Origin of the sequence: Nocardioides sp. GCM10027114 (genome assembly GCF_042659625.1) — a bacterium.
GTDB lineage: Bacteria > Actinomycetota > Actinomycetes > Propionibacteriales > Nocardioidaceae > Nocardioides.
On record NZ_JBHSSS010000002.1, the window covers coordinates 240,846 to 264,983 of the forward strand.

Genomic DNA, 24,138 nt, shown 5'->3' on the forward strand with positions numbered 1-24,138 from the left:
ACCGGGCCCGCGGCTTCGACGGGGTGGGGGAGTTGACCCGCCTGACAGGATGCCCGCATGCGCGCGACGACGATCCACGCCCCCGGCGACATCCGGCTCTCCGAGGTTCCCGACCCCACCATCACGGCCCCCACGGACGCCATCGTCAAGGTGGTGGCGGGCTGCATCTGCGGCTCCGACCTGTGGCCGTACCGCGGCGAGAACGACGTCGACGCCGGCGCCACCATCGGGCACGAGTGCGTCGGCGTGATCGAGGAGGTCGGCGCCGAGGTGACGTCGTTCCGGCCGGGCGACTTCGTGGTCGTCCCGTTCGACCACTGCGACAACACCTGCGCCCACTGCCGCGCCGGCATGCACGCAGCCTGCGACAACCTCGGCTTCACCTCCAGCGGCCAGGCGGAGTACTCCCTCGTCACGCAGGCGGAGGGCAGCCTGGTGAAGACCGACGGCATGCCCGACGAGTCGCTGATCCCCTCGCTGCTCACGCTCTCCGACGTCATGGCCACCGGCTGGCACGCCGCGGTCGCGGCCGGCGTGAGGCAGGGCGGCACCGCCGTCGTCGTCGGCGACGGCGCGGTCGGCCTGTGCGGCGTGCTGGCCGCCGCCACCATGGGCGCGGAGAAGGTCATCGCGATGTCGCGCCACGAGCCGCGGCAGGAGATCGCCCGCACGTTCGGGGCGACGCACGTCGTCGCCGAGCGCGGCGACGAGGGCGCCCAGGCCGTGCTCGAGATCACGGGCGGCGTCGGGGGCGACGCGGTGCTCGAGTGCGTCGGCACCGACGGCGCGATGCAGCAGGCCTTCGCGGTCGCGCGCCCCGGCTCGACGGTCGGCTTCGTCGGCGTGCCCCACGGCGTGGAGCTGCCGATCCGGCGGATGTTCCAGAGGAACGTCGGCCTCGCCGGCGGGATGGCGCCGGTGCGTGCCTACCTGCCCACGCTGCTCGACCTGGTCCTCGACGGCAGCATCAACCCCGGGCTGGTGTTCGACGCGACCCTGCCGCTGGACGAGGTGGCCGAGGGCTACCGCGCCATGGACGAGCGCCGCGCGATCAAGGTGCTGCTGCAGCCCTGATCCCTCAGGCGATCATCCCGGGCATGCCGTGCGGCCGGCAGTCACACTCATCGCCACAGGCCAGGAAGGTGTGGGGAGCGTGACCGCACTGCGGGCAGGGCATGTCGTGCGACAGCAGCTGTGCGGTCGGTTCGACGGTGTCCCACATGACGCTTCCTCCTCTCGGGCCTGGCGACGTCCCCCACGGACGTGTGTCTTGTCCTTCGCCGCGACCACCGAGAGCCCCCATGGCCCCCGACTTGCGCGTCATCTTGATTGAAGGTTGAAACGCCGCGCGGGAAGTCGTCGGCGGTTCGCCCCAACATCCCCCAAATTGGTCACGCGCAACTCCGGCGGACATGGCACGCGCGGGCCGGGCGGGTGGTCCGATCGTGGGACCGGAGGTCCCGCCCGGGAATGCCGGGCGCCATCCATCGGGTTCCGCGCGACGAACCACCTGAAGACCCCACGCCCCGACAGCAGGAGCACGACGGATGCCGACTCCCTCTCGACGACGTGCCGCGCTGCGGCTGGCCGTGCTGGTGGCCCTGCTCGTCGCCGCGGTCGGGGTGCAGCAGACCCTGGGACTGCCGAGCCAGGCGGAGCTCCGCGGCCTCCTCGACGGGCTCGGGGCGTGGGCGGTGCCGGCGTACGTGCTGGCCTACGTCGCGGTGTGCCTGCTACCGGTCGGACCGACGGCGGTGCTGACGATCGCCGGGGGCGCGCTCCTCGGCTTCGCGGTCGCCCTGCCCGCCACGCTGCTCGGTGCGGTGCTGGGAGCACTCGTGGCCTTCGCCGTCGCACGGGGCCTCGGCCGCGAGGCGGTGCGCCGCGTGAGCGGGGCCCGGGTGCGGGCCCTCGACGAGCGGGTCCGCCGCCACGGCCTCGGTGCGGTGCTGCTGGCGCGACTCGTGCCGCTGGTGCCCTTCAGCACGGCCAACTTCGCGTTCGGGCTCACCGGGATCAGCGCCCGCAGCTACCTCGCGGGCACCGCGGTCGGGATCGTCCCCGGCACTGCGGTGTACGTCGCGGTCGGCGCGTTCGGCGCGGACCCGACCTCGTGGCCGTTCTGGGCCGCGATCGCCGGCCTCGTGGCGCTCACCGCCGCCGGGATCTGGCGCAACCGGAGGACGGCGAGCGCAGCCCCCTGAGCCCGGTCACGATCGGAGAAGCCACCGGGGTCGCGCGACGCTAGCGTGGCGGCCATGGACACCACTCGGGGTGACGCCCCGCCGCGGTCGCGTGAGCAGCGCAAGGCCGACGCCCTCGCCGCGCTGACCACGCCGGCCGTCGACGTCTGGGTCGCGACCGCCTCGACGGGCGGACGGCCGCACCTCGTGCCGCTGTCGCTGGCCTGGGTGGACCAGCGGGCGGTGATCGCGGTCGAGGCGACGTCGGTCACCGGGCGGAACATCGTCGCGACCGGCGCGGCGCGGCTGGCCGTCGGGCCCACGCGTGATGTGGTGATGCTCGACGTGGTCCTGGAACGGGCGGTCGACGTCGCCGAGGACGCCGGGCTCGGCACGGCGTACGCCGGCCAGGCCGACTGGGACCCGCGCAGCTCCCGGGGGTTCGTCTTCATGGTGCTGCGCCCGGTCCGGGTGCAGGCCTGGCGCGAGGTCGACGAGATCGCCGGACGCACCCTGATGCGCGACGGCACGTGGCTGGTCTGAGAGAGGCAGGACGATGAGCACCCACCCGGCGGACAGCCACGACCTGATCCGGGTGCAGGGCGCCCGCGTCAACAACCTCAAGGACGTCAGCGTCGAGCTGCCCAAGCGCCGGCTGACGGTGTTCACCGGGGTCTCCGGGTCCGGGAAGAGCTCGCTGGTGTTCAGCACGATCGCCGCCGAGTCGCAGCGGATGATCAACGAGACCTACAGCGCCTTCGTGCAGGGCTTCATGCCGACGCTCGCGCGGCCCGAGGTCGACGTGCTCGAGGGGCTGACCACCGCGATCGTCGTCGACCAGGAGCGGATGGGCGCGAACCCCCGCTCGACGGTCGGCACCGCCACCGACGCCAACGCGATGCTGCGCATCCTCTTCAGCCGGCTCGGGAAGCCGCACGTCGGGCCGCCGACGGCGTTCTCGTTCAACGTGCCGACCCGTCGTGCCGGCGGGGTGATGAGCACCGAGAAGGGCGGCCGTGTCGAGAAGACGGTCGTCAAGGACGCGGTCTACCTCGGCGGCATGTGCCCGCGCTGCGAGGGCATGGGCAACGTGTCCGACTTCGACCTGACGGCGCTGTACGACGAGACGAAGTCGTTGTCCGAGGGCGCGCTCACGGTGCCGGGCTACAGCATGGACGGCTGGTACGGCCGGATCTTCCGCGGCGCCGGGCTCCCGATGGACAAGCCGGTCGGCAGGTACACCAAGAAGGAGCTCGACAAGCTCCTGCACGGCAAGCCCCAGAAGATCAACGTCGACGGCGTCAACCTGACGTTCGAGGGGCTCATCCCCAAGATCCAGAAGTCGATCCTGTCCAAGGACGTGGAGGCGATGCAGCCGCACGTGCGGCGGTTCGTCGAGCGCGCGATCACGTTCACGACGTGCCCCGACTGCGAGGGCACCCGGCTGACGCGCGAGGCGCTGGCCTCGAAGGTGGGTGGCCGCAACATCGCCGAGGTCTGCGCGATGCAGATCAGCGACCTCGCCGACTGGGTGCGCGACCTCGACGAGCCGACGGTGGCGCCGCTGCTCGGCGGGATCCGCCACCTGCTCGACTCCTTCGTCGAGATCGGGCTCGGCTACCTCTCGCTCGACCGGCCGGCCGGGACGCTGTCCGGGGGAGAGGCGCAACGGACCAAGATGATCCGCCACCTCGGCTCGGCGCTGACCGACGTCACCTACGTCTTCGACGAGCCCACCATCGGCCTGCACCCCCACGACATCGAGCGGATGAACGACCTGCTGGTCCGGCTGCGCGACAAGGGCAACACGGTGCTGGTCGTGGAGCACAAGCCGGAGACCATCGCCATCGCCGACCACGTCGTCGACCTCGGGCCCGGCGCCGGCTCCGACGGCGGCACGATCTGCTTCGAGGGCTCGATCGACGGGCTGCGGGGGAGCGGCACCGTCACCGGGCGGCACCTCGACGACCGGGCCCGGCTCAAGGAGACGGTGCGCACGCCGTCCGCCGCGATGGAGGTCCGCGGGGCGTCGCTCCACAACCTGCAGGACGTCGACGTCGACGTTCCGCTCGGCGTGCTGTGCGTGGTCACCGGCGTCGCCGGCTCCGGCAAGAGCTCGCTCGTCCACGGGTCCGTAGCCGGACGGGACGGCGTCGTGGTCATCGACCAGGCCGCCATCAAGGGCTCGCGCCGCAGCAACCCCGCGACGTACACCGGGCTGCTCGAGCCGGTCCGCAAGGCGTTCGCCAAGGCGAACGGCGTGAAGCCGGCGCTGTTCAGCTCCAACTCCGAGGGCGCCTGCCCGACCTGCAACGGCGCGGGCGTGATCTTCACCGAGCTCGGGATCATGGAGACCGTCGAGTCGCCGTGCGAGGAGTGCGAGGGGCGCCGGTTCCAGGCGGCGGTGCTGGAGCACACCCTCGGCGGCCGCAACATCGCCGAGGTGCTGGCGATGTCGGTGGCCGAGGCCGAGGAGTTCTTCCGTGACGGCGAGGCGCGGGTCCCCGCCGCCCACAAGGTCCTCGACCGTCTCGCAGACGTCGGGCTGGGCTACCTCACGCTGGGCCAACCGCTGACGACGCTGTCCGGCGGCGAGCGGCAGCGGCTCAAGCTCGCCAACCAGATGGGGGAGAAGGGCGAGGTCTACGTCCTCGACGAGCCGACCACCGGCCTCCACCTGGCCGACGTCGAGCAGCTGCTCGGCCTGCTGGACCGGCTGGTCGACGGCGGGAGGTCGGTGATCGTCATCGAGCACCACCAGGCCGTGATGGCCCACGCGGACTGGCTGATCGACCTCGGACCGGGCGCCGGCCACGACGGCGGCCGCGTGGTCTTCGAGGGCACCCCGGCCGACCTGGTCGCCGCCCGGTCGACCCTCACCGGGCAGCACCTCGCGGAGTACGTCAGCCCGGCCAGGTGACATGCGGGACGAGCTCGCTGGCCACCCGGACCTGCAGCTCGGCCAGGATCGAGACCTCGAGCCCGGGTACGTCGACCAGCACGGGCTCGGCGGTGCTGCGCGCCAGGTGCACCGCGCACTCCGCGACCACGGCCGCCCACAGCACGCTGGTCCGCGGGGCGGGGACCGGGTCGAGGGAAGAGACCAGGGCGTCGACGGGCGCGAGATCCAGCCGTCGGCCGGCCGGCGTCGGCACCGACCCGTGCCGGACCCAGACGACCATGCCCTCGCCGGTGGCCGACCCCGGTTCCGGCGCGGAGGAGAGGGGTTGCGTCGACGGTCCGATCCGTGGAGGGGTCCGCTGCCGGCTCCCTGCCAGCTGGAGCCTTGCCTCGCTCTGCACGATGGGCGCGAAAGACCCCAGCCCGTGGGCGACGAAGTAGCCATCGGGCCCGTGCGCCGCGATCCGGCTCAACGGCCCGGACAACCGGATCCCGCGGCCGTCGTCCTGCAGCTCGGTGAAGAGGCTGCGGGCTGCCGGGAAGAGCCGACGCAGGCTGCCGAGCAGCTGCCCGCTGACCACGGGTGTCAGGAGCACGTTGGCCGTGGGCGGTGCGACCTTGATGTCTGCGGTCGAACCTACTGGCTCGCCGCCTCGTCGTCGGGAGCCTCGGCCAGCAGGTCGTAGACGGGGGAGCGGGCCGCTGCCGCGCGGACCCCGGCGGCGGTCGAGGCGAGGTACCCCTGGGAGGTGGCCAGCGACCGGTGCCCGAGGAAGTCCATCAGCTCGACGGCGGTGGCGCCGCGCTCGACGAGCCGGGTCGCCGCGGTGTGGCGCAGCGCGTGGACCAGGGCGCCGCGGGCGCGGGCGGCGTTGACGCCGGCGTCTCGGTAGACGAGCTCGACGAGGTACTGCAGCGCGCCGGTGCGCATCCGCTGGCCGGTGCGGTCGACGAAGAGCGGGTCGTTGGGGCGCCACCACGCCCAGGGGTCGTTCTCGTCCTCGACGCCGCGCTGGCGGGCGGTGCCGGGGAACCGGTCGCGACGCGAGTCGAGGTAGGTCCCGAGGATGCCGAGCAGCAGCGGCTCGACAGGGATCGACCGCTCGGCGTCGCCCTTGCCGAGCACCCGGATCCGCTCGTTGCCGGGGGTCCGGGTGACGTCACCGACGTCGGTCGCCAGGAGCTCGGCGGAGCGGACGCCCGTCACGAGACCGGTGAGCACGACGGCCGCGTCGAGCTCCGGCCACGGCTGGCGGCGTCGTACCGACGCGTCGGTGAGCGTGCGGACGATCCGGGCGGCGTCGTCCTCGGCGAAGGGCTTCGGGAGTCGCTGCGGAGACCGTGGCTTGGCCACGCCGGGCATGGGCGAGCCGGAGATCAGCTCCTCGGACACGAGGTGCTCGAAGAAGCCGCTCCACGTGGAGTGGCAGCGCCGGACGCTGGCCGCGGCGCGCCCCTGCGACCAGGTCCCGAAGGCGTGGCGCAGCACCGGGAGGGTGAGGTCGCCGAGGCACAGGTCGTCCACGGGCCGGCCGAGGCGTTCGGAGGCGGCGCGGAGGATCGCGGCGAGGTCGCGCTGGTAGGCCGCCCGGGTGTGCGGGGAGTCCTTGCGGGGCGCCCTCGCGAGGAACCAGCCGTCGATCGCTTCGCTGACCAGCACGTTGCTCTTCACGGGCCGCGACCGTAGTGGTCGCCACCCCCAGAGCCCGGGCTCCGCTGGGCGGGATCACACCGTTGTCGTTTGCCGCATAATCGTCGGTATCCAGCAGATATGGAGGCACGTCCGTCGACCTGCCACGTCGGGGACCGGCTGCGTGGTTGACTCCGGGCATGATCCTGGGCGCTGACGACCGGTCGGACTGGACGACCGCATGACGTACTACGTGTGCAACATGGACGACGTGCGCAAACGGGCCGCCGACTACGACGACGATCGGGACTGCCTGGAGGTCGTCCTGAACCAGCTCGAGGACGAAGGCATGTTCCTCAAGCACGTCGTGCCGCAGTACCAGCAGTGGAACGGCTCCGGCGAGCCGGTCGGGATGGCCGAGACGCTGTTCGTGTTCCATCGACCGACGGTCTGAGCGGCTGTCGAGGCGGTTCTGCAGCCCCCTCTCGGCCATCTGGCTAGATCGCCGATAACTGACATTATGTCAGTCTGCGTCAGGAACCCGCTCCCCGCACGTCGGGAGCCCCCAGCCGGGCCGCGTCGGCGGTGCGGTCGTCGGGCTGCTGCTGCGACTCGCGCTCGGCAGCAACCCTCGCCCGGTAGTGCTCGATCTCGAGCTTCACGGTCTCCGTGTCCCAGCCCAGCACCGGCGCCACCAGGTCGGCGACCTCCTCCGAGGCCGCCAGGCCGCGGTCCTCGGTCTCGATGGAGATGCGGGTACGCCGCGTGAGGATGTCGTCGAGGTGCAGCGCCCCCTCGGCCAGGGCGGCGTACACCGCCTCGACCCGCAGGTAGGAGTCCGCGCCCGGGAGCGGCTCCCCCAGCGTCGGGTCCTCGTCGACCAGCGAGAGCACCTCGTGGACGAGTGAGCCGTAGCGGCGCAGCAGGTGCTCGATGCGGGCGACATGGAGGCCACTGTCCTCGGCCAGCCGCTCGCGGCTGTTCCACAGCGCCTCGAAGCCGTCGGCTCCCAGCAGCGGAACCCGCTCGGTGCACGACCTCGGCACGCGGTCCGGCAGGCCGTGCACCACCGCGTCGACGGCGTCCTTCGCCATCACGCGGTACGTCGTGTACTTGCCGCCCGCGATCAGGGTCAGACCGGCGACCGGGGTCACCACGGCGTGCTCGCGGGAGAGCTGGCTGGTTGCGTCCGACTCCCCCGACAGCAACGGCCTCAGGCCGGCGTACACGCCGACGACGTCGTCGTGCGTGAGTGGTTGGGCGAGCAGCCGGTTGGCGTGCTCGAGCAGGTAGTCGATGTCGTGTTGGCTGGCTGCCGGGTGGGCCTTGTCGAGGTCCCAGTCGGTGTCGGTGGTGCCGATGATCCAGTGCTGCTCCCACGGGATGATGAACAGCACGCTGGTCGCGGTGCGCGCGATGATGCCGGTCCGGGCGTGGATGCGGTCGCGCGGCACGAGGATGTGGACGCCCTTGGACGCGCGCACGCGAAGCTGGCCGCGGCCGCCGACGAGCTCCTGCAGGTCGTCGGTCCACACCCCGGCGGCGTTGATGGTCTGCCGGGCCCGGATCTCGTGCTCGACGCCGGACTCCAGGTCGCGCACCCGGGCGCCGACCACCCGGTCCCCCTCGCGCAGGAAGCCGGTGACGCGGGCGCTGCTCGCGCACAGCGCGCCGTAGTGCGCGGCCGTCCGCGCCAGCATCATCGTGTGCCGAGCGTCGTCGATCTGGCCGTCGTAGTACTGGATCGCGCCCACCAGGGCGTCCTTGCGCAGCGACGGGAACTTCCGCAGCGCCTGCCGACGCGTCAGGTGGCGGTGGGTCGGCACGCCCTTGCGCCCACCCATCGTGTCGTAGAGCAGGACGCCGCTGCCGACGTAGAACCGCTCCCAGACGCGGTGCTGCAGCGGGTAGAGGAACGGGATCGGACGCGCGAGGTGCGGCGCCAGATGGTGCAGGATCAGCGACCGCTCCTTGAGCGCCTCGCGGACGAGGCCGAAGTCGAGCTGCTCGAGGTAGCGCAGTCCCCCGTGCACCAGCTTGCTGGAGCGGCTGGACGTGCCAGACGCGTAGTCGCGTGCCTCGACGAGCCCCACGCTCAGGCCGCGGGTGACGGCGTCGAGCGCCGCTCCCCCGCCGACGACACCTCCGCCCACGACGAGCACGTCGAGCTCGGTCTTGCTCATGGCGGCGAGGGCAGCGCTGCGGCTGCCCGGGTCGAGCCTGGTAGGCAGCATCCGGTCCACTCCTCACGTCGTACGCCTGCGAGCGAAACGCTACTGACTCACCGGTTGCCCGGACAGCCCTTGGGTACTCCGTGAACATGACCACAGAACGAGTCCAGGCAATCCAGGCCGTCGTCGACCGCGTCTCCTCCTGGCAGGACGGCGCCCCCGAGGGCACGGTCGAGTCCGAGCTCCGCAAGGGCTTCGCCGAGGCCGGCGTGGAGGTGCCCGACGACGAGGTGGTGCGCCTCGCCGACGCGATCCAGTCCGAGCACGGCACGGTCGACGCCGCTGCCGTGCTGGGCTGAGCCTTGCCGGGCTGACTAACGTCTCTGACGTGTCCGACCGTTCCCCTTCGCGTTCGCTGCGTCCTACCGGCTCCCGGCGCTGCTGTTCGGGATCACGCCACTCACGGCCTGGCTGGAGGTGGACGACGACGAGCTGCGCGCCCGGTTCGGGCCGTGGACGCTGCGCACACCGCGCAGCAACGTCGCCGGTGGCACGGAGACCGGTGGCTTCGCCTGGCTCAAGACGGTGGGCCCGGCCCACCTGTCGCTCACCGACCACGGCGTCACCTTCGCGACCAACGGCGACCATGCCGTGTGCCTCACCTTCCACGACCCCGTGCGGGTCCTCGACCCGACCGGGCGGCTGCGTCACCCCGGCGCGACGCTGACGGTCGCCGACCCGCCCGCCGTACTGCGAGCCCTGGAGCTGTCATGACCGACCAGTCCGTCCGCCAGTCCACCGACCAGCCGCTGCCCGAGCACACCCGCCCCGACGGCGTCGACGACACCACGGTCGAGGCGCTCGGGAAGATCTCCGAGGCGCTCGAGGCGGTGGAGCAGGCGCGCGGGTTCCTCTACGGCTTCCACCGGCTCTGCGGCACCGCAGACCTGACCCTCGGCGAGGGCGTCGACATGCTGCGCGAGGCCGGCCACACGGATCTGGCCGACCGTTTCCAGGAGGAGCTCATCGGGCGCAACATCCTCGAGGGGCGCTGGAGCTTCCAGGTCGTCGAGGAGTACGACGACGTCTACTACTCCGTCTTCAAGGACCTCGAGCGGGAGGCGCGCGACGCTCTGGTGCAGGGGCGCCGGCACCTCTTCGAGGCCGAGATGAAGGAGGACCGCCGCACCCACGGCGACCCGGCCCACACGGCGGTCCCCCGCGACGACGGCCCCCAGGGCGTCCGCGACTGACGCACGGTGCCGCCTCACCGGAACGTCCCACTCAGCCTGTAGGCGCCTCGAAGTGAAGTAGGCGGCGTGCCAGGTCGCCACCCCAGTCGATGGGCGTCTCCCCGATCTGGCGCCAACCAAGGCGACGGTAGAGGGCCACGGCCTTGGCGCAGTTGTCGGCAACGTCCAGGCTCAGCTGAGCCCCGCGCTGAGCCGTCCAATCGCTCGCCTGGATGACAAGAGCCCTCCCAACGCCGCTCCCCACCGCAACGGGCGATACGAAGAGACGTTCGAGCGTCAGATCGGACGTGCTCAGGTTGCCGCGCACGAGGCAGACGTGGCCGATGATCTCGTCGTCCCTGGCCACCACCCACGCAGCCGCCATGTTGGCCGGCGTCAGCCAGGTACCGGGATCGTCGGGCCAGTTGACGGGGTAACGCTGCTCGACATGCACCTGGGCGAGCAGAGCAGCGCACTCGTGGAGATCGCCATCCCGCCGTTCCCTGATCACCCACGTCACTGGTTCATCCAAGCGCAGTCCGAGCGATTCGCGCGGGCGCCAGGATCAGGCGGCGAGAGCCAACTTCTTCCAGGAGATCCGGAGGTGGCCCCATTCGGTGGTCGAGTAGGGAGCGCTAGCGAGCGTGTCGAGACCGGGCAGCGGTGGCGCATGGGACTGGTGCTGGTGGCCGGTGGGGGTGGTGACCTCGATCCGGTGTGGTTCGCCGGGCCTGCTGCGTGGTCGGGCGCGCCAGCCGGGTGCTTCCTTGGCGTGGTTGCAGGCCTCGCACCGTCCGGTCAGGTTGCTCTCGGTGGTCTTTCCGTCGGCGTGGACCGGGGTGGTGTGGTCGGTGTGCCGGATCGGTGCGTCGCACCAGGGGGTGCGGCAGGTGCCGCCGTCGCGGAGCCGGACCAGCTGCGCGAGCCCGGGGGGCACCTTGCGCTGGCGGGAGTCCATGGCGACCAGTGCGCCTGACTCGGGGTGGGTGAACAGCCTGCGCAGCCACGCACCCGTACCGGCGCTGCACGCGTCAGCGATGAGGTCGCGGGCCCAGGCGGCGGGGACGGGTCCGTAACCGTCGACGTGGGCCGGGGTGGGGTCGCCGTCGAAGAGGCTGGTGTCGGTGATGACGAGGTTGACCGCGACCGGCACCTCGTCGGCCTCGGCCTGTCCGGTGAGCCGTTCGACGAGGGTGTCGGCCATGACCTGTCCGCGCCCCCGCTCGTCACCGGACGCACGGGCTCCGTCGGCGGCCCGGGTGAGAGCGGCGAACGCGGCGACGCCCTGCTCGACCGGCAGCAGCGCGGTCAGCCAGGTCATCGTGTCGGGCGCCGGACGCAGCGACACTCGGCGCTCGTTCTGGGCCTTGGCGCGGCGGCGGACCACGGCCTCCTGGTCGAGCTTGATCGCGAGCTTCTGCGCCGCGGCGACGATCGCGCGGTCGCCGAGGCCGTCGAGGGTGGCGGGGTCGGCGCACAGCGCCGAGTCGACGTACTGCCTGTGCTCCCGGCTCAGGCAGGCGGTCTCCCGGGCGAGCAGGGTCGCCCGCCACTCCGAGAGGTCGCCCGCGGTCAGTCGGGCCAGGGTGTGGGGCATCTCGGTCACGAGCACCTTGGCGAGGCCGAGGTGCTGCGCGCCCCGGTTGGGCGACTCTCTCCGCGCCAGTCCGACCTGGGCGGCCATCCCGACCCCGACCCGGCGGGCCGGCAGCCCGGCCGCCTCCTGCTCTGCGCGCTGGGAGGCGTCGAGGTCGGCGGTGAGCTTGGCCTGGGCGGCTGCGGCGGCGGCCTTGAGTCGCTCGAGCTCGGTGATCAGGTCGACCCGCTCGGCGTCGCTGATCAGGTCGCGGGCCACCTCGGCCAGCTGGCCGGTCCACTCGGAGACTTGATCGGCGGGCAGCGCGACGGCGGTGGCCTGGCCGGCCCCGCTGCCGTGAGCACTTCCCCCGTCGAACATGTGTTCGATTCTACGTGAGGGCGCCGACCCCCACAAGGGGTGCCCGGGGATCTGTGGAAACCGGATAACGGTGCCGGGACTGCCTCATCAGGGACGGCCGACGACGGGGAACGCCGCCTCGATGGCCGCGGCCTGCACCAGCCAGTCCTGGAGGTAAGTCTGGTCGAGCCCCGGCAACGAGAACGCCAGGCGATTGCCCGTGCCCGGCTGGTCCGTCACCTCGCCGGCCACGCTCAGGCTGCCGTTCGCCTCGCACGTGATCGTGAGGTCGACCCAGTCCTCCATGCTCTGGAGGACCGCCGAGCCGAAGAGGTTGTCGTCGATGAACCGGAGGCCGTCCGCGAGCCGGTGGATCTCGTCGGTCCGGAGGTCAGCTCGGACGTCGGCCAGGAAGCCGCCGGCACGGACGTGGATCGTCGACCTGACCCAGTTGCCGTCCCAGTAGTCCGAGGAGCTGGGGTACGCGCGCTGGAGCACCCGGATGGCGACATGGTCGCCTCGGGCAGGGCCGATGGTCAGGGTGCTCTCCATGACCGGGGATCCTGTCAGGCCGACACGGCGTACCGTGACGCCATGCTGGTGGACCCGCCGACGCCGTACCTGAGCGTCGACCTCCCGCGACTGCGCCAGAACATCCGCCGCGTGGCGGAGCAGGCGTCCCGGACCGGTGTCCGGCTGCGGCCCCACGTGAAGACCCACAAGTGCGTCGAGATCGCGCGCCTCCAGCTCGACGCCGGGGCTGTCGGCATCACGGTCGCGACCGTCAACGAGGCGGAGGCCTTCGCCCGGGAAGGGTTCGACGACATCTTCATCGCCTACCCGCTGTGGGTCGACGACGTGACGGGTGCGCGGCTGCGCGACGTCCTGACCGCCACCACGCTGACGATCGGCATCGACTCGGTCGAGGGCGCGGCTGCCGCGGGCCGCCTGCTGGGGGCGCACGGCGTCAGGGTGCTCGTCGAGGTCGACAGCGGGCACGGCCGGTCCGGCGTCCCGCCCGAGGAGGCGGGCATCCTCGCCCAGAAGGCCGCACGCGCGGGCCTCGACGTGCGCGGCGTCTTCACCTTCCCCGGCCACAGCTACGCCGCAGGCGGCACCTCGAGCGCAGCCGAGGACGAGGGTCGCTGCCTGGCCGTGGCGGCCGACGCGCTGCGGTCCGAGGGGATCGAGCCGGAGGTCGTGAGCGGCGGCTCGACGCCCAGCCTCGCCGACTCGGCGACCGACGTGCTGACCGAGATGCGGCCGGGGGTCTACGTGTTCGGCGACGCCCAGCAGTGGGAGCTCGGCACCATGGCGCCGGAGCAGATCGCGCTCACCTGCCGCAGCACCGTCGTCAGCCACGCCGGCGGTCGCCTCGTCCTCGACGCCGGCAGCAAGGCCCTGGGCGCCGACCGGGCGCCGTACGCCACCGGCTTCGGCCGGCTCCCGGCTCACCCGGACGCCCGGATCGTGCTGCTGTCCGAGCACCACGCGGTTGCCGACCTGGGCGGCACTCCCCTGCCGCCGATCGGCAGCAGGGTCGACGTGGTCCCCAACCACGTGTGCAACGCCGTCAACCTGAGCGACCGGCTGCTCGTGGAGGAGGCCGGCGAGCTGCGCAGCTGGCCGGTCGTCGCCCGGGGGCCGGGCGGCTGAGCCTTCCCCCTACGATCGGCGCCATGCCTACGCTCCGTCACCACGGTCCTGCCCTCGCCGCAACCCTCCTCGCCCTCGGCGGCCTCGCCGCCTGCAGCGACGACGGCGGCTCCACCGCCGAGGACCCGGCCACCGGGAGCACCGACGCCGGCACCGGCGTCTCCTGCGAGTACCCCGCCGGCGGCGCCGCCGCCAAGGAGGTCGAGCCGCCCCCGACGGAGGCCACCGTCAGCGGCGAGGTGCCGATGACGCTGAGCACCAGTGCGGGCGACATCAGCGCGACGCTCACGGCCGACGGGACGCCGTGCACCGTCAACTCGTTCGTCTCGCTCGCCGAGCAGGGCTACTTCGACGCCAGCCAGTGCCACCGCCTCACGACCGCCGGCATCTTCGTCCTCCAGTGCGGCGACCCGACGGCCAGCGGCATGGGCGGCCCGGGCTACTCGTTCCCCGACGAGCTGAGCGGCGAGGAGACCTACGGCGCCGGCACGCTCGCCATGGCCAACGCGGGTCCCGACACCAACGGGTCGCAGTTCTTCATCGTGTACGACGAGAGCCAGCTGCCGCCGGCCTACACGGTCTTCGGCACGATCGACGAGGCGAGCCTCGAGGTGGTCCGGGACATCGCGGCGAAGGGCGCCCAGGGCGGCGCGCCCGACGGCCCGCCGAAGGAGACCGTGGAGATCGAGTCGGTCGAGGTCGGCTGACCCCGACCGCCCGTCAACGCTCGAGCGACGGTCTCCACCGCCTCGTCCACGGCCATCAGTCGCCCTCGGGGCTCTGTCCCTCGCGCTCGGAGACGTCGACGTACTCGACCGGCTCCCCCAGTGCGACGGTCCGGCTGACGGTGCAGAGCCGGTCCCGGGTCTGGGCCATGGCGCGCGGCAGCGCCTCGCGCGCCTTGTCGCCGTCGGGGCCCTCCGGGAAGGCGACGTCGAAGGTCACCAGCAGGTCGACGAGGTGGTTGCCCTTCTCGTCACGGACCTTGTGGCCCTGGGCGCCGACGACGAGGCGCTCGGCCTGCGCGCGCTTGCCCGTGATCAGGTCGACGTCGATGGCGCTGCAGCCCGCGAGCGCCGTGAGCAGCAGCTCGACGGGCGTGAAGTCGGCGTCGTCGCCGCTCACGCGGATCACCCCGCCGCGCGGGTTCGTCGCCTCGTAGCCGCCGTCCTCGAGTCGCCGCAGCTCGATGCGGCGCAGGGTGGACGGGTCGGTGCGGGCGGTCGACAGGTCGGGCATGGCGCCAGCCTGCCAGACCGCCCCCGTCCGTCCGCGACTGCTGCTGCCGGGCCGCTGCAGGGCCGCTGCCGGGTGCGGTCAGCGAGTGCGGCGCCGCTCGCGGCGGCTGCGGCGCTCGATCTGCCGGGCGATCTCCACGCTGCGCAGCAGGGCCAGGTCCTGGTCCGTGTACGCGCGTCCCTCGACGATCCCCCGGGCGAGGTGAAGCTGCGTGGTCATGGTGGCGCGGTCCTTTCGGCCCGTTGGGCGGGCAGTCGAATGTGTCATGGGCCAACTCCCTTGTCGGCCCTTACATCGTAGGAGCGCCGCGCTCAGAAGTAAGGATCACCGCCGGGGTGATCCCTGACACCCCTAGCGCAGGACGACCGGCACCCGCTTCCGTCCGTTGACAACCTTCTCGGTCGGCTCGCTGACCTCGCGGCTCACCTTCGGCCGGCGGCCGAAGAACGTCGTGAGCGACGCCTGCACCGCGTCGTTGCGCACCGCCCTCGCGAGCCGGCGCTCGACGGCCTCGAGGGTCCTGGCCCCCCAGATGCTGCTGAACACCGAGCCGCCCCCGGCCACCTCGAGCACCGCCTCGAACGCCCGCCGCTGCGGGACGTCGACGGAGACGCGGACCGTCGTCGTGACGTCGTTCGCCCGGTCGTGCAGCACGGCCCGCAGGCGCAGCACGCCACCGGGCCGGCTGACCGCCGGGCTGCTGCGGTCGAGGTCGACCCAGGCCCCGCGACGGCGCTGCTGCACCCCGACGACCCGCCACTTCGACGGGTCGTCGACGACCTCGGCCCCGATGGTGACGTCGTCGAGGGTGATGCCCGGGATCCGGCTGAGGACCCAGACGAGATCGGCGACCTCCCAGGGCACCTCGAACGCGATGTCGTCCCGGGAGGCGAAACGATCGGTCATGGCGAGGGCGAACGGCGTGCCGCGGGACTCACCGGTGATCTGCCAGGACATCAGCTCCGACCCTTGGGTGATGCCGTCGAGCACCCGGTCGTGGTTGACCAGCTGCTGGATGAACGTGACGAACGCCAGTGCCTGGGGCGTGGAGACCTCGGAAGATCCGCTGCGCTGTCGGCCCTTGCCCACAAAGGTGAGGTCGGAGGTCACGGTGGTGGCGCGGGGAAGCGCGCCGAAGGTGCCGGTGACCCCGGCCAGGCGGTCATCGGTGATGGTGCCGACCGGCGCTCCCGGGTTCGCGACCTTGAAGGGCGCTCCCAGGGACTCCGGCTGCACGAACAGCGCGTCGGCGGGGTGCAGCGTCAGAGTCGTGTCGCCCAGGAACGTGGCCGGGTGGCCGAAGCCCACGACCTCGCCCCGGCACACGCTGGTGGCAGTGCCGACCCCGCCCAGCGTGATGTCGCCGTACGAGAGGGCCACGGCGAGGTTGCCGCCGGCCACGATCGTGTCGGGACCGGGACCCGAGCCGGGTGATGCGGGAGCACCTGAGGCCGCGACGCGACGCATCACCCAGCGGTGGTCCTCGCGCTGCTTGCGTGCCTGCGCGAGCCGCTCGGCGCGGACACCGGAGACGCGCAGCGGGATCCGGAGCTGGCGGAACTCGCCAGCGGCCCGCACGCTGACGCCGGTGCGTCTGGCGAGCATGCGCGCGGTCCGGTCGTCGACCTCGACGCGGACCGGGGCCGCCTTGGGGGTGAGGTAGTCGTCCATCTCCTCGAACGGCGTGATGCCCGCGATCGGGCTCGGGCCCCACGAGAGGCCGTAGGCCACCGCCCCCAGCAGCCGTCCGTCCTCGGCGTACACCGGCGACCCGGACATGCCCTGCCAGATCCCGCCCGCCTTCTGGATGGCCGGCGAGTCGAGCTCCGCCATGATCATGTCGAGGTCCGGCGCAATGCCGTCCTCGAGCACCCCGAGCACCGTCCCGCTGAACGGCTCCGGCGTCGTCCCCCGCTCCACCGTGAGCCCGTGCACCACCTGGTCCCGGGCGACCTCGGCCACCGGGAACGGCACCGCGCAGTCCTCCGCCGGGCCGGCCGAGACGGCCGGTCCCACCAGGGTGGCCGAGACTCCCCCGGCCGCCGTCACCGACAGCGCAACGGCGACGGAGACCCGTCGCCGCGCGCCCATGCGTACCCGCTTCGTCATGGTGCGACCTCTCAATCCGAGCGCCGGGGTCGCGCGCTGCTCCGACGCCCCCGACTGACGTCGTTTCCAGCAGGGTCACCCGCGTCGGCCTCCCGGGACGCACCTGGACAGGAAGTTGCCGGGAATTGGTGAGGCGCCCGGGCCCGGGAACGGCAACGGCGGCGGGGTGGCTCCACCCCGCCGCCGTCAGGTCAGCCGACCAGGAACGTCAGCGCACGATCAGCTCGATGCGCTTCCGGCCGGTCACCACCTTCTCGGTCGGCTCGCTGGCCGCCTTGCTCGTCGTGCTGCGCCGACCGCCGTACACGCTCACCTGTGCGGCCACGGCGTCGTTGCGGACGGTGTTCTCGGTGAACTTCTGCACGTCGGCGACGGAGTCGGCGCTCCACAGACCGCTGCTCCAGAAGGAGCCACCGCCGTACACCATGAGGCTGGCGCCGCGCGCCCGCTTGTCCGGCACCTCCACCGAGACGGGGACCATGATGGGCTCGGTCCCGGTGGCCTCGAGCACCGCACGCAGGTTGAGCGTGCCGCCGGCCCGGCCGAAGGCGGGGTTGCGACGGTTGACCTCGGTCCAGGTGCCGCGCTGCTTCTGCTCGACCCGGACGACCTTGAAGGTGGACGGGTCGTCGGTGACGGAGGCCTCCATGCTGATGTCGTCGAGCGTCACGCCGGGGACCCGGCTGAGGACCCAGGCGGCGTCGGCCACGTCCCACGGCGCCTCGAACGCGATGTCCCAGCGCGACGCGTAGCGGTCGGTCATGCCGACCGTGAACGGCGTGCCGTTGTCGGTGCCGGAGATCTGCCACGCGAGCAGCTCCGTGCCCTGCACCGAGCCGTCGAGCACCCGGTCGTGGTTGGCGAGCTGCTGGTAGAACGTCGCAGCCGCCGACGCCTCGGGCGTCGAGACCTCGGTCGTGCCCGTCCGCTGGCGCCCGTTGACCAGGAAGGTCAGGTCGTGGGTGATCGTGGCGCTGGCCGGGAGCGCACCGAAGGCGCCGGTGACGCCGGTCAGCCGGTCGTCGGTGATGGTGCCGACCGGCGCGCCCAGGTTGGCGACCTTGAAGGGCGCGCCCAAGGACTCCGGCTGCACGAACAGGGCGTCCGCGGGGTGCAGCGTCATCGACGCGTCGCCCAGGAACGCCGCGGGGTGGCCGAAGCCGACGACCTCACCCTGGCAGACGCTGGTCGCGGTGCCGACGCCACCCATGGTGATGTCGCCGTGGGAGTGCGCGACGGCGAGGTTGCCGCCGGCGACCACGGTCTCGGGGCCGGGGCCCTCACCGGCAGCCTTCGCCGCACCCATCGACGCGGTCTGCCTCGGGATGTACCGGTGCTCCTTGCGCATCTCCCGGGCCTTCTGGAGACGGCTGGCGTGGATGCCGGAGACACCGAACGGCAGCCGCAGCTGGCGGAACTCGCCCGCCTGCTCCCGGCTGACGTCGGACTGCCGCGAGATCGAGCGGGCGGTGCCCGGGTCGACCTTGATCCGGCCGGGTGCCGGCGCGGTCAGGTAGTCGTCCATGTGCTCGAACGGCGTGATGCCCGCGATCGGGCTGGGGCCCCACGAGAGGCCGTAGGCGACGGCACCGATGAGGCGGCCGTCCTCGGCGTAGACCGGCGAGCCGGACATGCCCTGCCAGATGCCGCCGGCCTTCTGGATCGCGGGCGAGTCGAGCTCGGCCATGATCATGTCGATGTCCGGCGCGATGCCGTCCTCGAGCACCCCGAGCACCGTGCCGTTGAACGGCTCCGGGGTCGTCCCCCGCTCCACCGTGCTGCCGGTGACCGTCTGGTTCTTGGTGACCTCGGCCACCGGGAACGGCACCGCGCAGTCCCCCACCGGGTCGGCCGAGCTGGCCGGCCCCACGGTGGCTGCCGAGACTCCCCCGACCACTGCCACCGACAGCGCGACGGCGACGGTGACCCGTCCCTGCGCGCGCGCCTTCATGCGCTTCATTGCGTGCGACCTCTCATCCGAGCGTCGGGTGCACGACTTGCCCCCGATCCATCCGTACGACGCGTCCGGACCCGTGTTCGGTTGCCGGACGGAGAAAGAAGTTCGTCGTCGGTGCGCGAAATGTAAGCCACGCCGGTGACCTAGGGTGAGCCGGTGAGCACCGACACACCGTTCCGCAGCCTCGGCCACGCCGAGGCGCGGGCACGCTTCGACCTGCTGGTCGTCGACCACTACGACGTCCGGCTCGACCTCGCCTCCGACCCCGGGCGTTTCCGGTCGGTCACGACCATCAGCCTCACGTCGCGGGGCGGGGACACCTTCCTCGACCTCAAGCCCGAGCGCGTCAACAGCATCTCGCTGGACGGTTCGCCCGTGGACCCCGGACTGCTGGACCGCGGCCGGCTCCCGCTCCGCCTCACCGAGGGGCCCCACGAGCTGGTGGTCGACGCGGTGATGCGGTTCCGCAACGACGGCGAGGGGCTCCACCGCAGCGTCGACCCGGCCGACGGCCTCCACTACGTCTACGGCATGTCGTTCATGGACGCCGCCCCGAGCGTCTTCGCCTGCTTCGACCAGCCCGACCTCAAGGCGCCGTACACCTTCCACGTCACGGCCCCCACCGACTGGACCGTCCTGGGCAACGCGGCCGGCCGCGAGGTCGAGCCCGGCACCTGGGAGCTGGAGCGGACCCAGCCGCTCTCGACGTACTTCGTCACCCTCGTGGCCGGCCCCTACCACCTGATCCACGACGAGCACGACGGGATCCCGCTGGGCCTGAGCGCGCGGCAGAGCCTCGCCCGCGACCTCGAGGCCGACGCCGACGAGCTCTTCACGATGACCAAGCAGTGCTTCGACGAGTTCCACCGGCTCTTCGGCATCCGCTACCCGTTCGGGAGCTACCACCAGGCGTTCGTCCCGGAGTTCAACGCCGGCGCCATGGAGAACCCGGGCCTGGTCACCTTCCGCGACCCGTTGGTCTTCTCGAGCCGCGTCACGCGGGGCATGCGCATCCAGCGCGCCACGACGGTGGCCCACGAGATGGCCCACCAGTGGTTCGGCAACATCGTCACGCCGAAGTGGTGGGACGACCTGTGGCTCAACGAGTCCTTCGCCGAGTACATGGGCAACCGGGTCACCGCCGATGTCACCGAGTACGACGACGCGTGGACCCACAACGCGTATGCCCGCCGGCAGTGGGGCCTCGTCGCCGACCAGCGCCCGAGCACCCATCCCGTCGCGGGAAACGGCGCCACCGATGCGTCCAGTGCGCTGCAGGACTTCGACGGGATCTCCTACGCCAAGGGCTCGAGCGTCCTCAAGCAGCTCAACGCCGCTCTCGGTGACGAGGTCTTCCTCGGCGGGGTGGTCGACCACCTGACCCGGCACCGCTTCGGCAACGCGACCATGCACGACCTGGTGGCCAGCTGGGAGCGGGCGGGCGCCGGGGACCTGTCCTCGTTCACGTCCAGCTGGCTGCGGACCGCGGGCCCCGACACCCTCGTCCTCGACCGGGAGGCCGGAGTGGTGCGTCGTACGCCGCCCGCGGACCATCCCGCGGACCGGCACCACACCTTCCGGGTGGCGACGGCGGTCGACGGCAAGTGGGAGGTCACCAGCCTCACCGTCGACGAGCCCGAGACGCCGTTCGACGCGGCGCGGTCTCCCGTCGTCCTCGACCCCTTCGAGGACACCTGGGCGCTGGTGCAGCCCGACCCGCTCACCCTGGCCGCCCTGCAGGACCTGCTGCCCCGGACCGACGACGCGCTGCTGCGCGCCGGTATCTGGAACAGCGTGCGCAGCGGGTTCCACAACGCAGCCGTCTCCCCCGCCGACGTGCTCGACCTCTACGAGGCGGGGCTGGGCATCGAGGACAGCGACGACGCGCTCTTCTACACCGCGCCGTGGCTGCTGACGAAGGTCTCCGCGCTCTCGGCCGACCCCGCGGCGGCCCACGCCCGCCTGCACGCCGCCGCGGTCGCCAAGACCGTGGCTGCGCCGGCCGGCTCGACGCTGCAGCTCGCCGCCTTCCAGCTCGCCGCCTCGAGCGCCCACGACCCGGCGGTGCTCCGCGGCTGGCTGGCCGGCGCCGGACTCCCCGAGGGGCTGTCCCTCGACCTCGACCTGCGGTGGCGGATCCTCGTCCAGCTGGCCTCGCTCGGCGAGACCGACCGCGAGGAGCTGCAGGCGGCGCTGGATGCCGAGCCGACGAACCGGTCGCGGGTCGAGCACAGCCGGGCGGTCGCCTCGCTGCCCGACGCGGACGCCAAGGCGTGGGCCTGGGCCCGCTTCACCGGCGACGTCGACGTGCCCAACTACGAGCTCGAGGCCGCCGGCCAGGGCATGTGGCGTCCCGGCCAGGAGCACCTCACCGACCCGTACGTCGCGCGCTACTTCGCCGACCTGCCCGGCACCGTCGACCGGCGGGCCGGCTGGCTGCTGGCCGACGCGGCGGAGGCGTTCTTCCCCATCACGTCGCTGAGGGACGACACCCTCGCCCGCGCCCGCGCGCTGGTCGCGGCCCCGGGTCTCGAGGCGTCGCTGCGCCGCAAGGTGGTGGACCTGGCCGACGAGCTCGAGCGGCGGCTGGCCGTGCGGAAGGCGTTCGGGGCGTCATGACCCCCGACCGCCCGCGTCGTCCCGGCCCGGTCGTCCGGGTGCGGGTGCAGGAGCACACCGCGGACGACGTGCGGCGGCGGGAGGACCGGGTGGCCACCGAGGAGCCGCTGGAAATCAGGCTCGCCTGGCCCGGCGAGCCGGCTCGCCGGGTGTGGGTCACCATGCGCACGCCCGGGCACGACTTCGAGCTCGCGGCCGGGTGGCTGCGGCACGAGGGCATCCTCGGGGGGATCGTGGGTGCTGCCGGCGGGCTGCGGTCCGTCGTGTACTGCACCGACGCCGACCTCGCGCCCGAGCAGGAGTACAACGTCGTCACGGTGACCCTCGACGGTCCGCCCCTGCGCGACCCCGGTCACCGCCACGACGCCACCTCCAGCGGGTCCTCCGCGTGCGGGGTCTGCGGCAAGGACAGCCTCGACGAGGCCCTCGCGCTCACGCCCGGACGCCACTGGGGCGGCGACCCGCTCGAGCCCGCGGTGGCGCGGACGCTGCCCCACCTGCTGCGCGCCGAGCAGTCGGTGTTCGCCAGGACCGGCGGGGTGCACGCCGCCGGACTGGCGACCGCCTCGGGCGAGCTGCTCGTGGTGCGGGAGGACGTCGGCCGGCACAACGCGGTCGACAAGGTGACCGGGGCGCGGCTGCTGGCCGGCCTCCCGCCCGCCGAGGCCTGCCTCGTGGTGAGCGGCCGGGCCGGCTTCGAGCTGGTGCAGAAGGCCGTCGCAGCCGGCGTCGGTGCCCTGGTCGCCGTCGGCGCGCCCACCAGCCTGGCGGTGCGGCTGGCCCGGGAGTCCGGGCTCACCCTGTACGGCTTCGTCGACGCGGGCCGGTGCGTGCGGTACGCCGGCTGAGGACCGGAACGGTGCCCGCTGGGCGACCCGCGCGTTTGTGTCACGCGCCGATGTGCGACACGGTGGGTCGGTACTGCACACGATCGGAAGAGAGCCTCATGCTCACCCTCACCGACAACGCCAGCACGATCATCAGCGACATCGCGACGCAGCTCCCCGACACCGCGGGCCTGCGCATCACGTCGGAGGGCGGCGAGCAGCCGGCGTTCGGCGTGGCCCCCGCCGCGGCCGCCGAGCCCGGTGACCAGGTCGTCGAGCAGGGCGGGGCGACCGTCTTCCTCGACGGCGACGCGGCCGCGCAGCTGGACGACAAGGTCCTCGACGCGGCCGTCGACGAGACCGGAAACGTCCAGTTCGCCATCGGTCTGCAGGGCGGCCAGCAGGGCTGACCCCGCGAGCACGATCCCGGGGGCTGGTCCCAGGAGGCTGAGACCGGCCTCACGGTGCGGGCTGCGCACGGGACGGCGTGGGTCCGCCGCCCTGTCGGCGGCGGCGCCTACCGTCGTCCCGTGCGCATCCTCCACACCTCCGACTGGCACCTCGGCCGGTCGTTCCACCGGGAGGGCATGCTCGACCACCAGGCGACGTACGTCGACCACCTGCTCGACGTGGTCGAGCGCGAGCGGGTCGATCTCGTCGTCGTCGCCGGAGACGTCTACGACCGGGCCCTCCCGCCCGTCGACGCCGTCCGCCTGGCCGACGAGGCGTTCGCCCGGCTCGCCGCCAGCCGCGCCCGCGTCGTGGTGACCAGCGGCAACCACGACTCCGCGCAGCGGCTCGGGTTCGGCTCTCGCGTCATGGACGCCGCAGGGCTCCACCTCCGCACCGACCCCGCCGCGGTCGGCACCCCCGTCGTCCTCGGCGACGCCCACGGCCCGGTCGCGGTCTACGGACTCCCCTACCTCGACCCCAGTGCGCTGCTCGAGCCGTGGCGGCTCCCGGGCCGCTCCCACGAGGCGGCCCTCACCGAGGCCATGGGCCGGGTGCGTGCCGACCTCGCCGGCCGGCCGTGCGGGACCCGCTCCGTCGTCCTCGCCCACGCCTTCGTGGCCGGTGCGGCGCCCAGCGACTCCGAGCGCGACATCAGCGTCGGTGGGGTCTCCCGGGTCCCCACCACCGTCTTCGACGGCGTCTCCTACACCGCGCTCGGCCACCTCCACGGCCGGCACGTCCTCACCGACCGGATCCGCTACAGCGGCTCGCCCCTCGCTTACTCCTTCTCCGAGTCCGGCCACGTCAAGGGCAGCTGGCTGGTCGACCTCGACGGCGCCGGTGCGGTCGCCGCCGAGCTCGTCGAGGCGCCGGTGCCGCGCCCGCTGGCGCGCCTCCGCGGCTCCCTCGAGGAGCTCCTGGCAGATCCCGCTCTCGCCTGCCACGAGGGTTCGTGGGTGGAGGCGACCCTCACCGACGCGGTCCGCCCGCTGCAGGCCATGGAGCGGTTGCGCCGCCGGTTCCCCCACGCGCTGGTGCTGGCGTTCGCGCCGACGTCCGGCGCGACCTCGGAGACCCCGGTGGCGCGCACGGCCGGCCGCAGCGCCCACGACGTGACGCTCGACTTCGTCCGGGAGCTGCGCGGCACCGCCGCCAGCGACGACGAGGCCGCCCTCCTCCTCACCGCCTGCGACTCGTGCGGCGACGACGACGGGGAGGGCTGACG

Annotated in this window: 24 protein-coding genes; 14 read left to right on the forward strand and 10 right to left on the reverse strand. The window is 72.7% G+C overall.

The window, feature by feature from the left end; translation table 11 throughout:
• Window positions 1-57 precede the first annotated feature (57 nt).
• From ACFP2E_RS01705 to ACFP2E_RS01720, 4 genes are all read left to right on the forward strand, one after another.
• Window positions 58-1,074, forward strand: a complete 1,017-nt coding sequence (locus tag ACFP2E_RS01705; protein WP_378521895.1) for a zinc-dependent alcohol dehydrogenase family protein — start codon at window positions 58-60, stop codon at window positions 1,072-1,074.
• Between the two features lie 473 nt (window positions 1,075-1,547).
• Entirely contained in the window at window positions 1,548-2,204 is a 657-nt protein-coding gene (locus ACFP2E_RS01710) for a TVP38/TMEM64 family protein (protein ID WP_378521896.1), read from the forward strand.
• A gap of 54 nt (window positions 2,205-2,258) precedes the next feature.
• Window positions 2,259-2,726, forward strand: a complete 468-nt coding sequence (locus ACFP2E_RS01715; RefSeq protein ID WP_378521897.1) for a pyridoxamine 5'-phosphate oxidase family protein — start codon at window positions 2,259-2,261, stop codon at window positions 2,724-2,726.
• Between the two features lie 13 nt (window positions 2,727-2,739).
• Window positions 2,740-5,103 carry an ATP-binding cassette domain-containing protein gene (locus ACFP2E_RS01720; protein ID WP_378521898.1) on the forward strand — a complete coding sequence of 788 codons (2,364 nt, stop codon included), beginning with the start codon at window positions 2,740-2,742 and terminating at the stop codon, window positions 5,101-5,103.
• On the opposite strand, the gene ACFP2E_RS01725 is transcribed toward ACFP2E_RS01720, so the two are convergent.
• Together ACFP2E_RS01725 and ACFP2E_RS01730 are read right to left on the reverse strand one after the other, a co-directional pair.
• Window positions 5,087-5,680 carry a hypothetical protein gene (locus tag ACFP2E_RS01725; protein ID WP_378521899.1) on the reverse strand — a complete coding sequence of 198 codons (594 nt, stop codon included), beginning with the start codon at window positions 5,678-5,680 and terminating at the stop codon, window positions 5,087-5,089. The genes ACFP2E_RS01720 and ACFP2E_RS01725 overlap by 17 nt on opposite strands.
• Before the next feature lie 41 nt (window positions 5,681-5,721).
• Entirely contained in the window at window positions 5,722-6,756 is a 1,035-nt protein-coding gene (locus ACFP2E_RS01730) for a tyrosine-type recombinase/integrase (protein ID WP_378521900.1), read from the reverse strand.
• A gap of 199 nt (window positions 6,757-6,955) precedes the next feature.
• Here ACFP2E_RS01730 and ACFP2E_RS01735 point away from each other — a divergent pair, with 199 nt between their 5' ends.
• The gene (locus ACFP2E_RS01735) at window positions 6,956-7,168 is read left to right on the forward strand and encodes a hypothetical protein (RefSeq protein ID WP_378521901.1); all 213 of its coding nucleotides are present in this window, start codon (window positions 6,956-6,958) and stop codon (window positions 7,166-7,168) included.
• Window positions 7,169-7,247: 79 nt separating this feature from the next.
• Here the strand turns inward: ACFP2E_RS01735 and ACFP2E_RS01740 are convergent, their stop codons facing one another.
• The gene (locus ACFP2E_RS01740; protein ID WP_378521902.1) at window positions 7,248-8,948 is read right to left on the reverse strand and encodes a glycerol-3-phosphate dehydrogenase/oxidase; all 1,701 of its coding nucleotides are present in this window, start codon (window positions 8,946-8,948) and stop codon (window positions 7,248-7,250) included.
• A gap of 86 nt (window positions 8,949-9,034) precedes the next feature.
• Between ACFP2E_RS01740 and ACFP2E_RS01745 the strand changes: the two genes are divergently transcribed.
• The 3 genes from ACFP2E_RS01745 to ACFP2E_RS01755 all read left to right on the forward strand — a co-directional run bounded on the left by ACFP2E_RS01745 (window position 9,035) and on the right by ACFP2E_RS01755 (window position 10,138).
• Window positions 9,035-9,244, forward strand: coding sequence for a hypothetical protein (locus ACFP2E_RS01745; protein ID WP_378521903.1), 210 nt, complete (start codon window positions 9,035-9,037; stop codon window positions 9,242-9,244).
• Between the two features lie 118 nt (window positions 9,245-9,362).
• Window positions 9,363-9,659, forward strand: coding sequence for a hypothetical protein (locus ACFP2E_RS01750; protein WP_378521904.1), 297 nt, complete (start codon window positions 9,363-9,365; stop codon window positions 9,657-9,659).
• Window positions 9,656-10,138: a hypothetical protein gene (locus tag ACFP2E_RS01755; RefSeq protein ID WP_378521905.1), complete on the forward strand. Its 483-nt coding sequence runs from the start codon at window positions 9,656-9,658 to the stop codon at window positions 10,136-10,138. The genes ACFP2E_RS01750 and ACFP2E_RS01755 overlap by 4 nt, the downstream gene beginning before the upstream one ends.
• A 31-nt stretch (window positions 10,139-10,169) precedes the next feature.
• Here the strand turns inward: ACFP2E_RS01755 and ACFP2E_RS01760 are convergent, their stop codons facing one another.
• From ACFP2E_RS01760 to ACFP2E_RS01770, 3 genes are all read right to left on the reverse strand, one after another.
• Window positions 10,170-10,637, reverse strand: coding sequence for a GNAT family N-acetyltransferase (locus ACFP2E_RS01760; RefSeq protein WP_378521906.1), 468 nt, complete (start codon window positions 10,635-10,637; stop codon window positions 10,170-10,172).
• A 45-nt stretch (window positions 10,638-10,682) separates the two neighbouring features.
• The gene (locus ACFP2E_RS01765; protein ID WP_378521907.1) at window positions 10,683-12,074 is read right to left on the reverse strand and encodes an HNH endonuclease; all 1,392 of its coding nucleotides are present in this window, start codon (window positions 12,072-12,074) and stop codon (window positions 10,683-10,685) included.
• An 87-nt stretch (window positions 12,075-12,161) separates the two neighbouring features.
• Entirely contained in the window at window positions 12,162-12,605 is a 444-nt protein-coding gene (locus tag ACFP2E_RS01770; protein ID WP_378521908.1) for a hypothetical protein, read from the reverse strand.
• 42 nt (window positions 12,606-12,647) lie between these two features.
• Here ACFP2E_RS01770 and ACFP2E_RS01775 point away from each other — a divergent pair, with 42 nt between their 5' ends.
• Together ACFP2E_RS01775 and ACFP2E_RS01780 are read left to right on the forward strand one after the other, a co-directional pair.
• Window positions 12,648-13,709, forward strand: a complete 1,062-nt coding sequence (locus tag ACFP2E_RS01775; RefSeq protein WP_378521909.1) for an alanine racemase — start codon at window positions 12,648-12,650, stop codon at window positions 13,707-13,709.
• A 23-nt stretch (window positions 13,710-13,732) separates the two neighbouring features.
• Entirely contained in the window at window positions 13,733-14,416 is a 684-nt protein-coding gene (locus ACFP2E_RS01780) for a peptidylprolyl isomerase (protein WP_378521910.1), read from the forward strand.
• Window positions 14,417-14,471: 55 nt separating this feature from the next.
• On the opposite strand, the gene ACFP2E_RS01785 is transcribed toward ACFP2E_RS01780, so the two are convergent.
• The 4 genes from ACFP2E_RS01785 to ACFP2E_RS01800 form a co-directional block, all read right to left on the reverse strand.
• Window positions 14,472-14,948 carry an OsmC family protein gene (locus ACFP2E_RS01785; RefSeq protein ID WP_378521911.1) on the reverse strand — a complete coding sequence of 159 codons (477 nt, stop codon included), beginning with the start codon at window positions 14,946-14,948 and terminating at the stop codon, window positions 14,472-14,474.
• 78 nt (window positions 14,949-15,026) lie between these two features.
• Window positions 15,027-15,167: a hypothetical protein gene (locus ACFP2E_RS01790; protein ID WP_378521912.1), complete on the reverse strand. Its 141-nt coding sequence runs from the start codon at window positions 15,165-15,167 to the stop codon at window positions 15,027-15,029.
• 132 nt (window positions 15,168-15,299) lie between these two features.
• Window positions 15,300-17,057 carry a SpoIVB peptidase S55 domain-containing protein gene (locus tag ACFP2E_RS01795; protein ID WP_378521913.1) on the reverse strand — a complete coding sequence of 586 codons (1,758 nt, stop codon included), beginning with the start codon at window positions 17,055-17,057 and terminating at the stop codon, window positions 15,300-15,302.
• 208 nt (window positions 17,058-17,265) lie between these two features.
• Complete coding sequence (locus tag ACFP2E_RS01800) at window positions 17,266-19,017, reverse strand: SpoIVB peptidase S55 domain-containing protein (protein WP_378521914.1); 1,752 nt, start codon at window positions 19,015-19,017, stop codon at window positions 17,266-17,268.
• Between the two features lie 153 nt (window positions 19,018-19,170).
• Between ACFP2E_RS01800 and pepN the strand changes: the two genes are divergently transcribed.
• From pepN to ACFP2E_RS01820, 4 genes are all read left to right on the forward strand, one after another.
• A complete protein-coding gene (gene pepN, locus ACFP2E_RS01805) occupies window positions 19,171-21,633 on the forward strand; it encodes an aminopeptidase N (protein ID WP_378521915.1) in 2,463 nt (820 codons plus the stop codon).
• The gene (locus ACFP2E_RS01810; protein WP_378521916.1) at window positions 21,630-22,481 is read left to right on the forward strand and encodes a formate dehydrogenase accessory sulfurtransferase FdhD; all 852 of its coding nucleotides are present in this window, start codon (window positions 21,630-21,632) and stop codon (window positions 22,479-22,481) included. Before pepN ends, ACFP2E_RS01810 begins: the two co-directional genes overlap by 4 nt.
• Before the next feature lie 98 nt (window positions 22,482-22,579).
• Window positions 22,580-22,870 (forward strand): Fe-S cluster assembly protein HesB, encoded by a 291-nt coding sequence (locus ACFP2E_RS01815; RefSeq protein WP_378521917.1) that lies wholly within the window; start codon window positions 22,580-22,582, stop codon window positions 22,868-22,870.
• A gap of 120 nt (window positions 22,871-22,990) precedes the next feature.
• The gene (locus ACFP2E_RS01820; RefSeq protein ID WP_378521918.1) at window positions 22,991-24,136 is read left to right on the forward strand and encodes an exonuclease SbcCD subunit D; all 1,146 of its coding nucleotides are present in this window, start codon (window positions 22,991-22,993) and stop codon (window positions 24,134-24,136) included.
• Window positions 24,137-24,138 lie beyond the last annotated feature (2 nt).

What these genes read in the sequence shown, in the direction of transcription:
- ACFP2E_RS01705 (WP_378521895.1), top strand. Translation starts at nt 58, where the DNA reads ATGCGCGCGACGACGATCCACGCCCCCGGCGACATCCGGCTCTCCGAG.
- ACFP2E_RS01710 (WP_378521896.1), top strand. Translation starts at nt 1,548, where the DNA reads ATGCCGACTCCCTCTCGACGACGTGCCGCGCTGCGGCTGGCCGTGCTG.
- ACFP2E_RS01715 (WP_378521897.1), top strand. Translation starts at nt 2,259, where the DNA reads ATGGACACCACTCGGGGTGACGCCCCGCCGCGGTCGCGTGAGCAGCGC.
- ACFP2E_RS01720 (WP_378521898.1), top strand. Translation starts at nt 2,740, where the DNA reads ATGAGCACCCACCCGGCGGACAGCCACGACCTGATCCGGGTGCAGGGC.
- ACFP2E_RS01735 (WP_378521901.1), top strand. Translation starts at nt 6,956, where the DNA reads ATGACGTACTACGTGTGCAACATGGACGACGTGCGCAAACGGGCCGCC.
- ACFP2E_RS01740 (WP_378521902.1), bottom strand. Translation starts at nt 8,948, where the DNA reads ATGCTGCCTACCAGGCTCGACCCGGGCAGCCGCAGCGCTGCCCTCGCC.
- ACFP2E_RS01745 (WP_378521903.1), top strand. Translation starts at nt 9,035, where the DNA reads ATGACCACAGAACGAGTCCAGGCAATCCAGGCCGTCGTCGACCGCGTC.
- ACFP2E_RS01755 (WP_378521905.1), top strand. Translation starts at nt 9,656, where the DNA reads ATGACCGACCAGTCCGTCCGCCAGTCCACCGACCAGCCGCTGCCCGAG.
- ACFP2E_RS01765 (WP_378521907.1), bottom strand. Translation starts at nt 12,074, where the DNA reads ATGTTCGACGGGGGAAGTGCTCACGGCAGCGGGGCCGGCCAGGCCACC.
- ACFP2E_RS01770 (WP_378521908.1), bottom strand. Translation starts at nt 12,605, where the DNA reads ATGGAGAGCACCCTGACCATCGGCCCTGCCCGAGGCGACCATGTCGCC.
- ACFP2E_RS01775 (WP_378521909.1), top strand. Translation starts at nt 12,648, where the DNA reads ATGCTGGTGGACCCGCCGACGCCGTACCTGAGCGTCGACCTCCCGCGA.
- ACFP2E_RS01780 (WP_378521910.1), top strand. Translation starts at nt 13,733, where the DNA reads ATGCCTACGCTCCGTCACCACGGTCCTGCCCTCGCCGCAACCCTCCTC.
- ACFP2E_RS01785 (WP_378521911.1), bottom strand. Translation starts at nt 14,948, where the DNA reads ATGCCCGACCTGTCGACCGCCCGCACCGACCCGTCCACCCTGCGCCGC.
- ACFP2E_RS01790 (WP_378521912.1), bottom strand. Translation starts at nt 15,167, where the DNA reads ATGACCACGCAGCTTCACCTCGCCCGGGGGATCGTCGAGGGACGCGCG.
- ACFP2E_RS01795 (WP_378521913.1), bottom strand. Translation starts at nt 17,057, where the DNA reads ATGACGAAGCGGGTACGCATGGGCGCGCGGCGACGGGTCTCCGTCGCC.
- ACFP2E_RS01800 (WP_378521914.1), bottom strand. Translation starts at nt 19,017, where the DNA reads ATGAAGCGCATGAAGGCGCGCGCGCAGGGACGGGTCACCGTCGCCGTC.
- ACFP2E_RS01810 (WP_378521916.1), top strand. Translation starts at nt 21,630, where the DNA reads ATGACCCCCGACCGCCCGCGTCGTCCCGGCCCGGTCGTCCGGGTGCGG.
- ACFP2E_RS01815 (WP_378521917.1), top strand. Translation starts at nt 22,580, where the DNA reads ATGCTCACCCTCACCGACAACGCCAGCACGATCATCAGCGACATCGCG.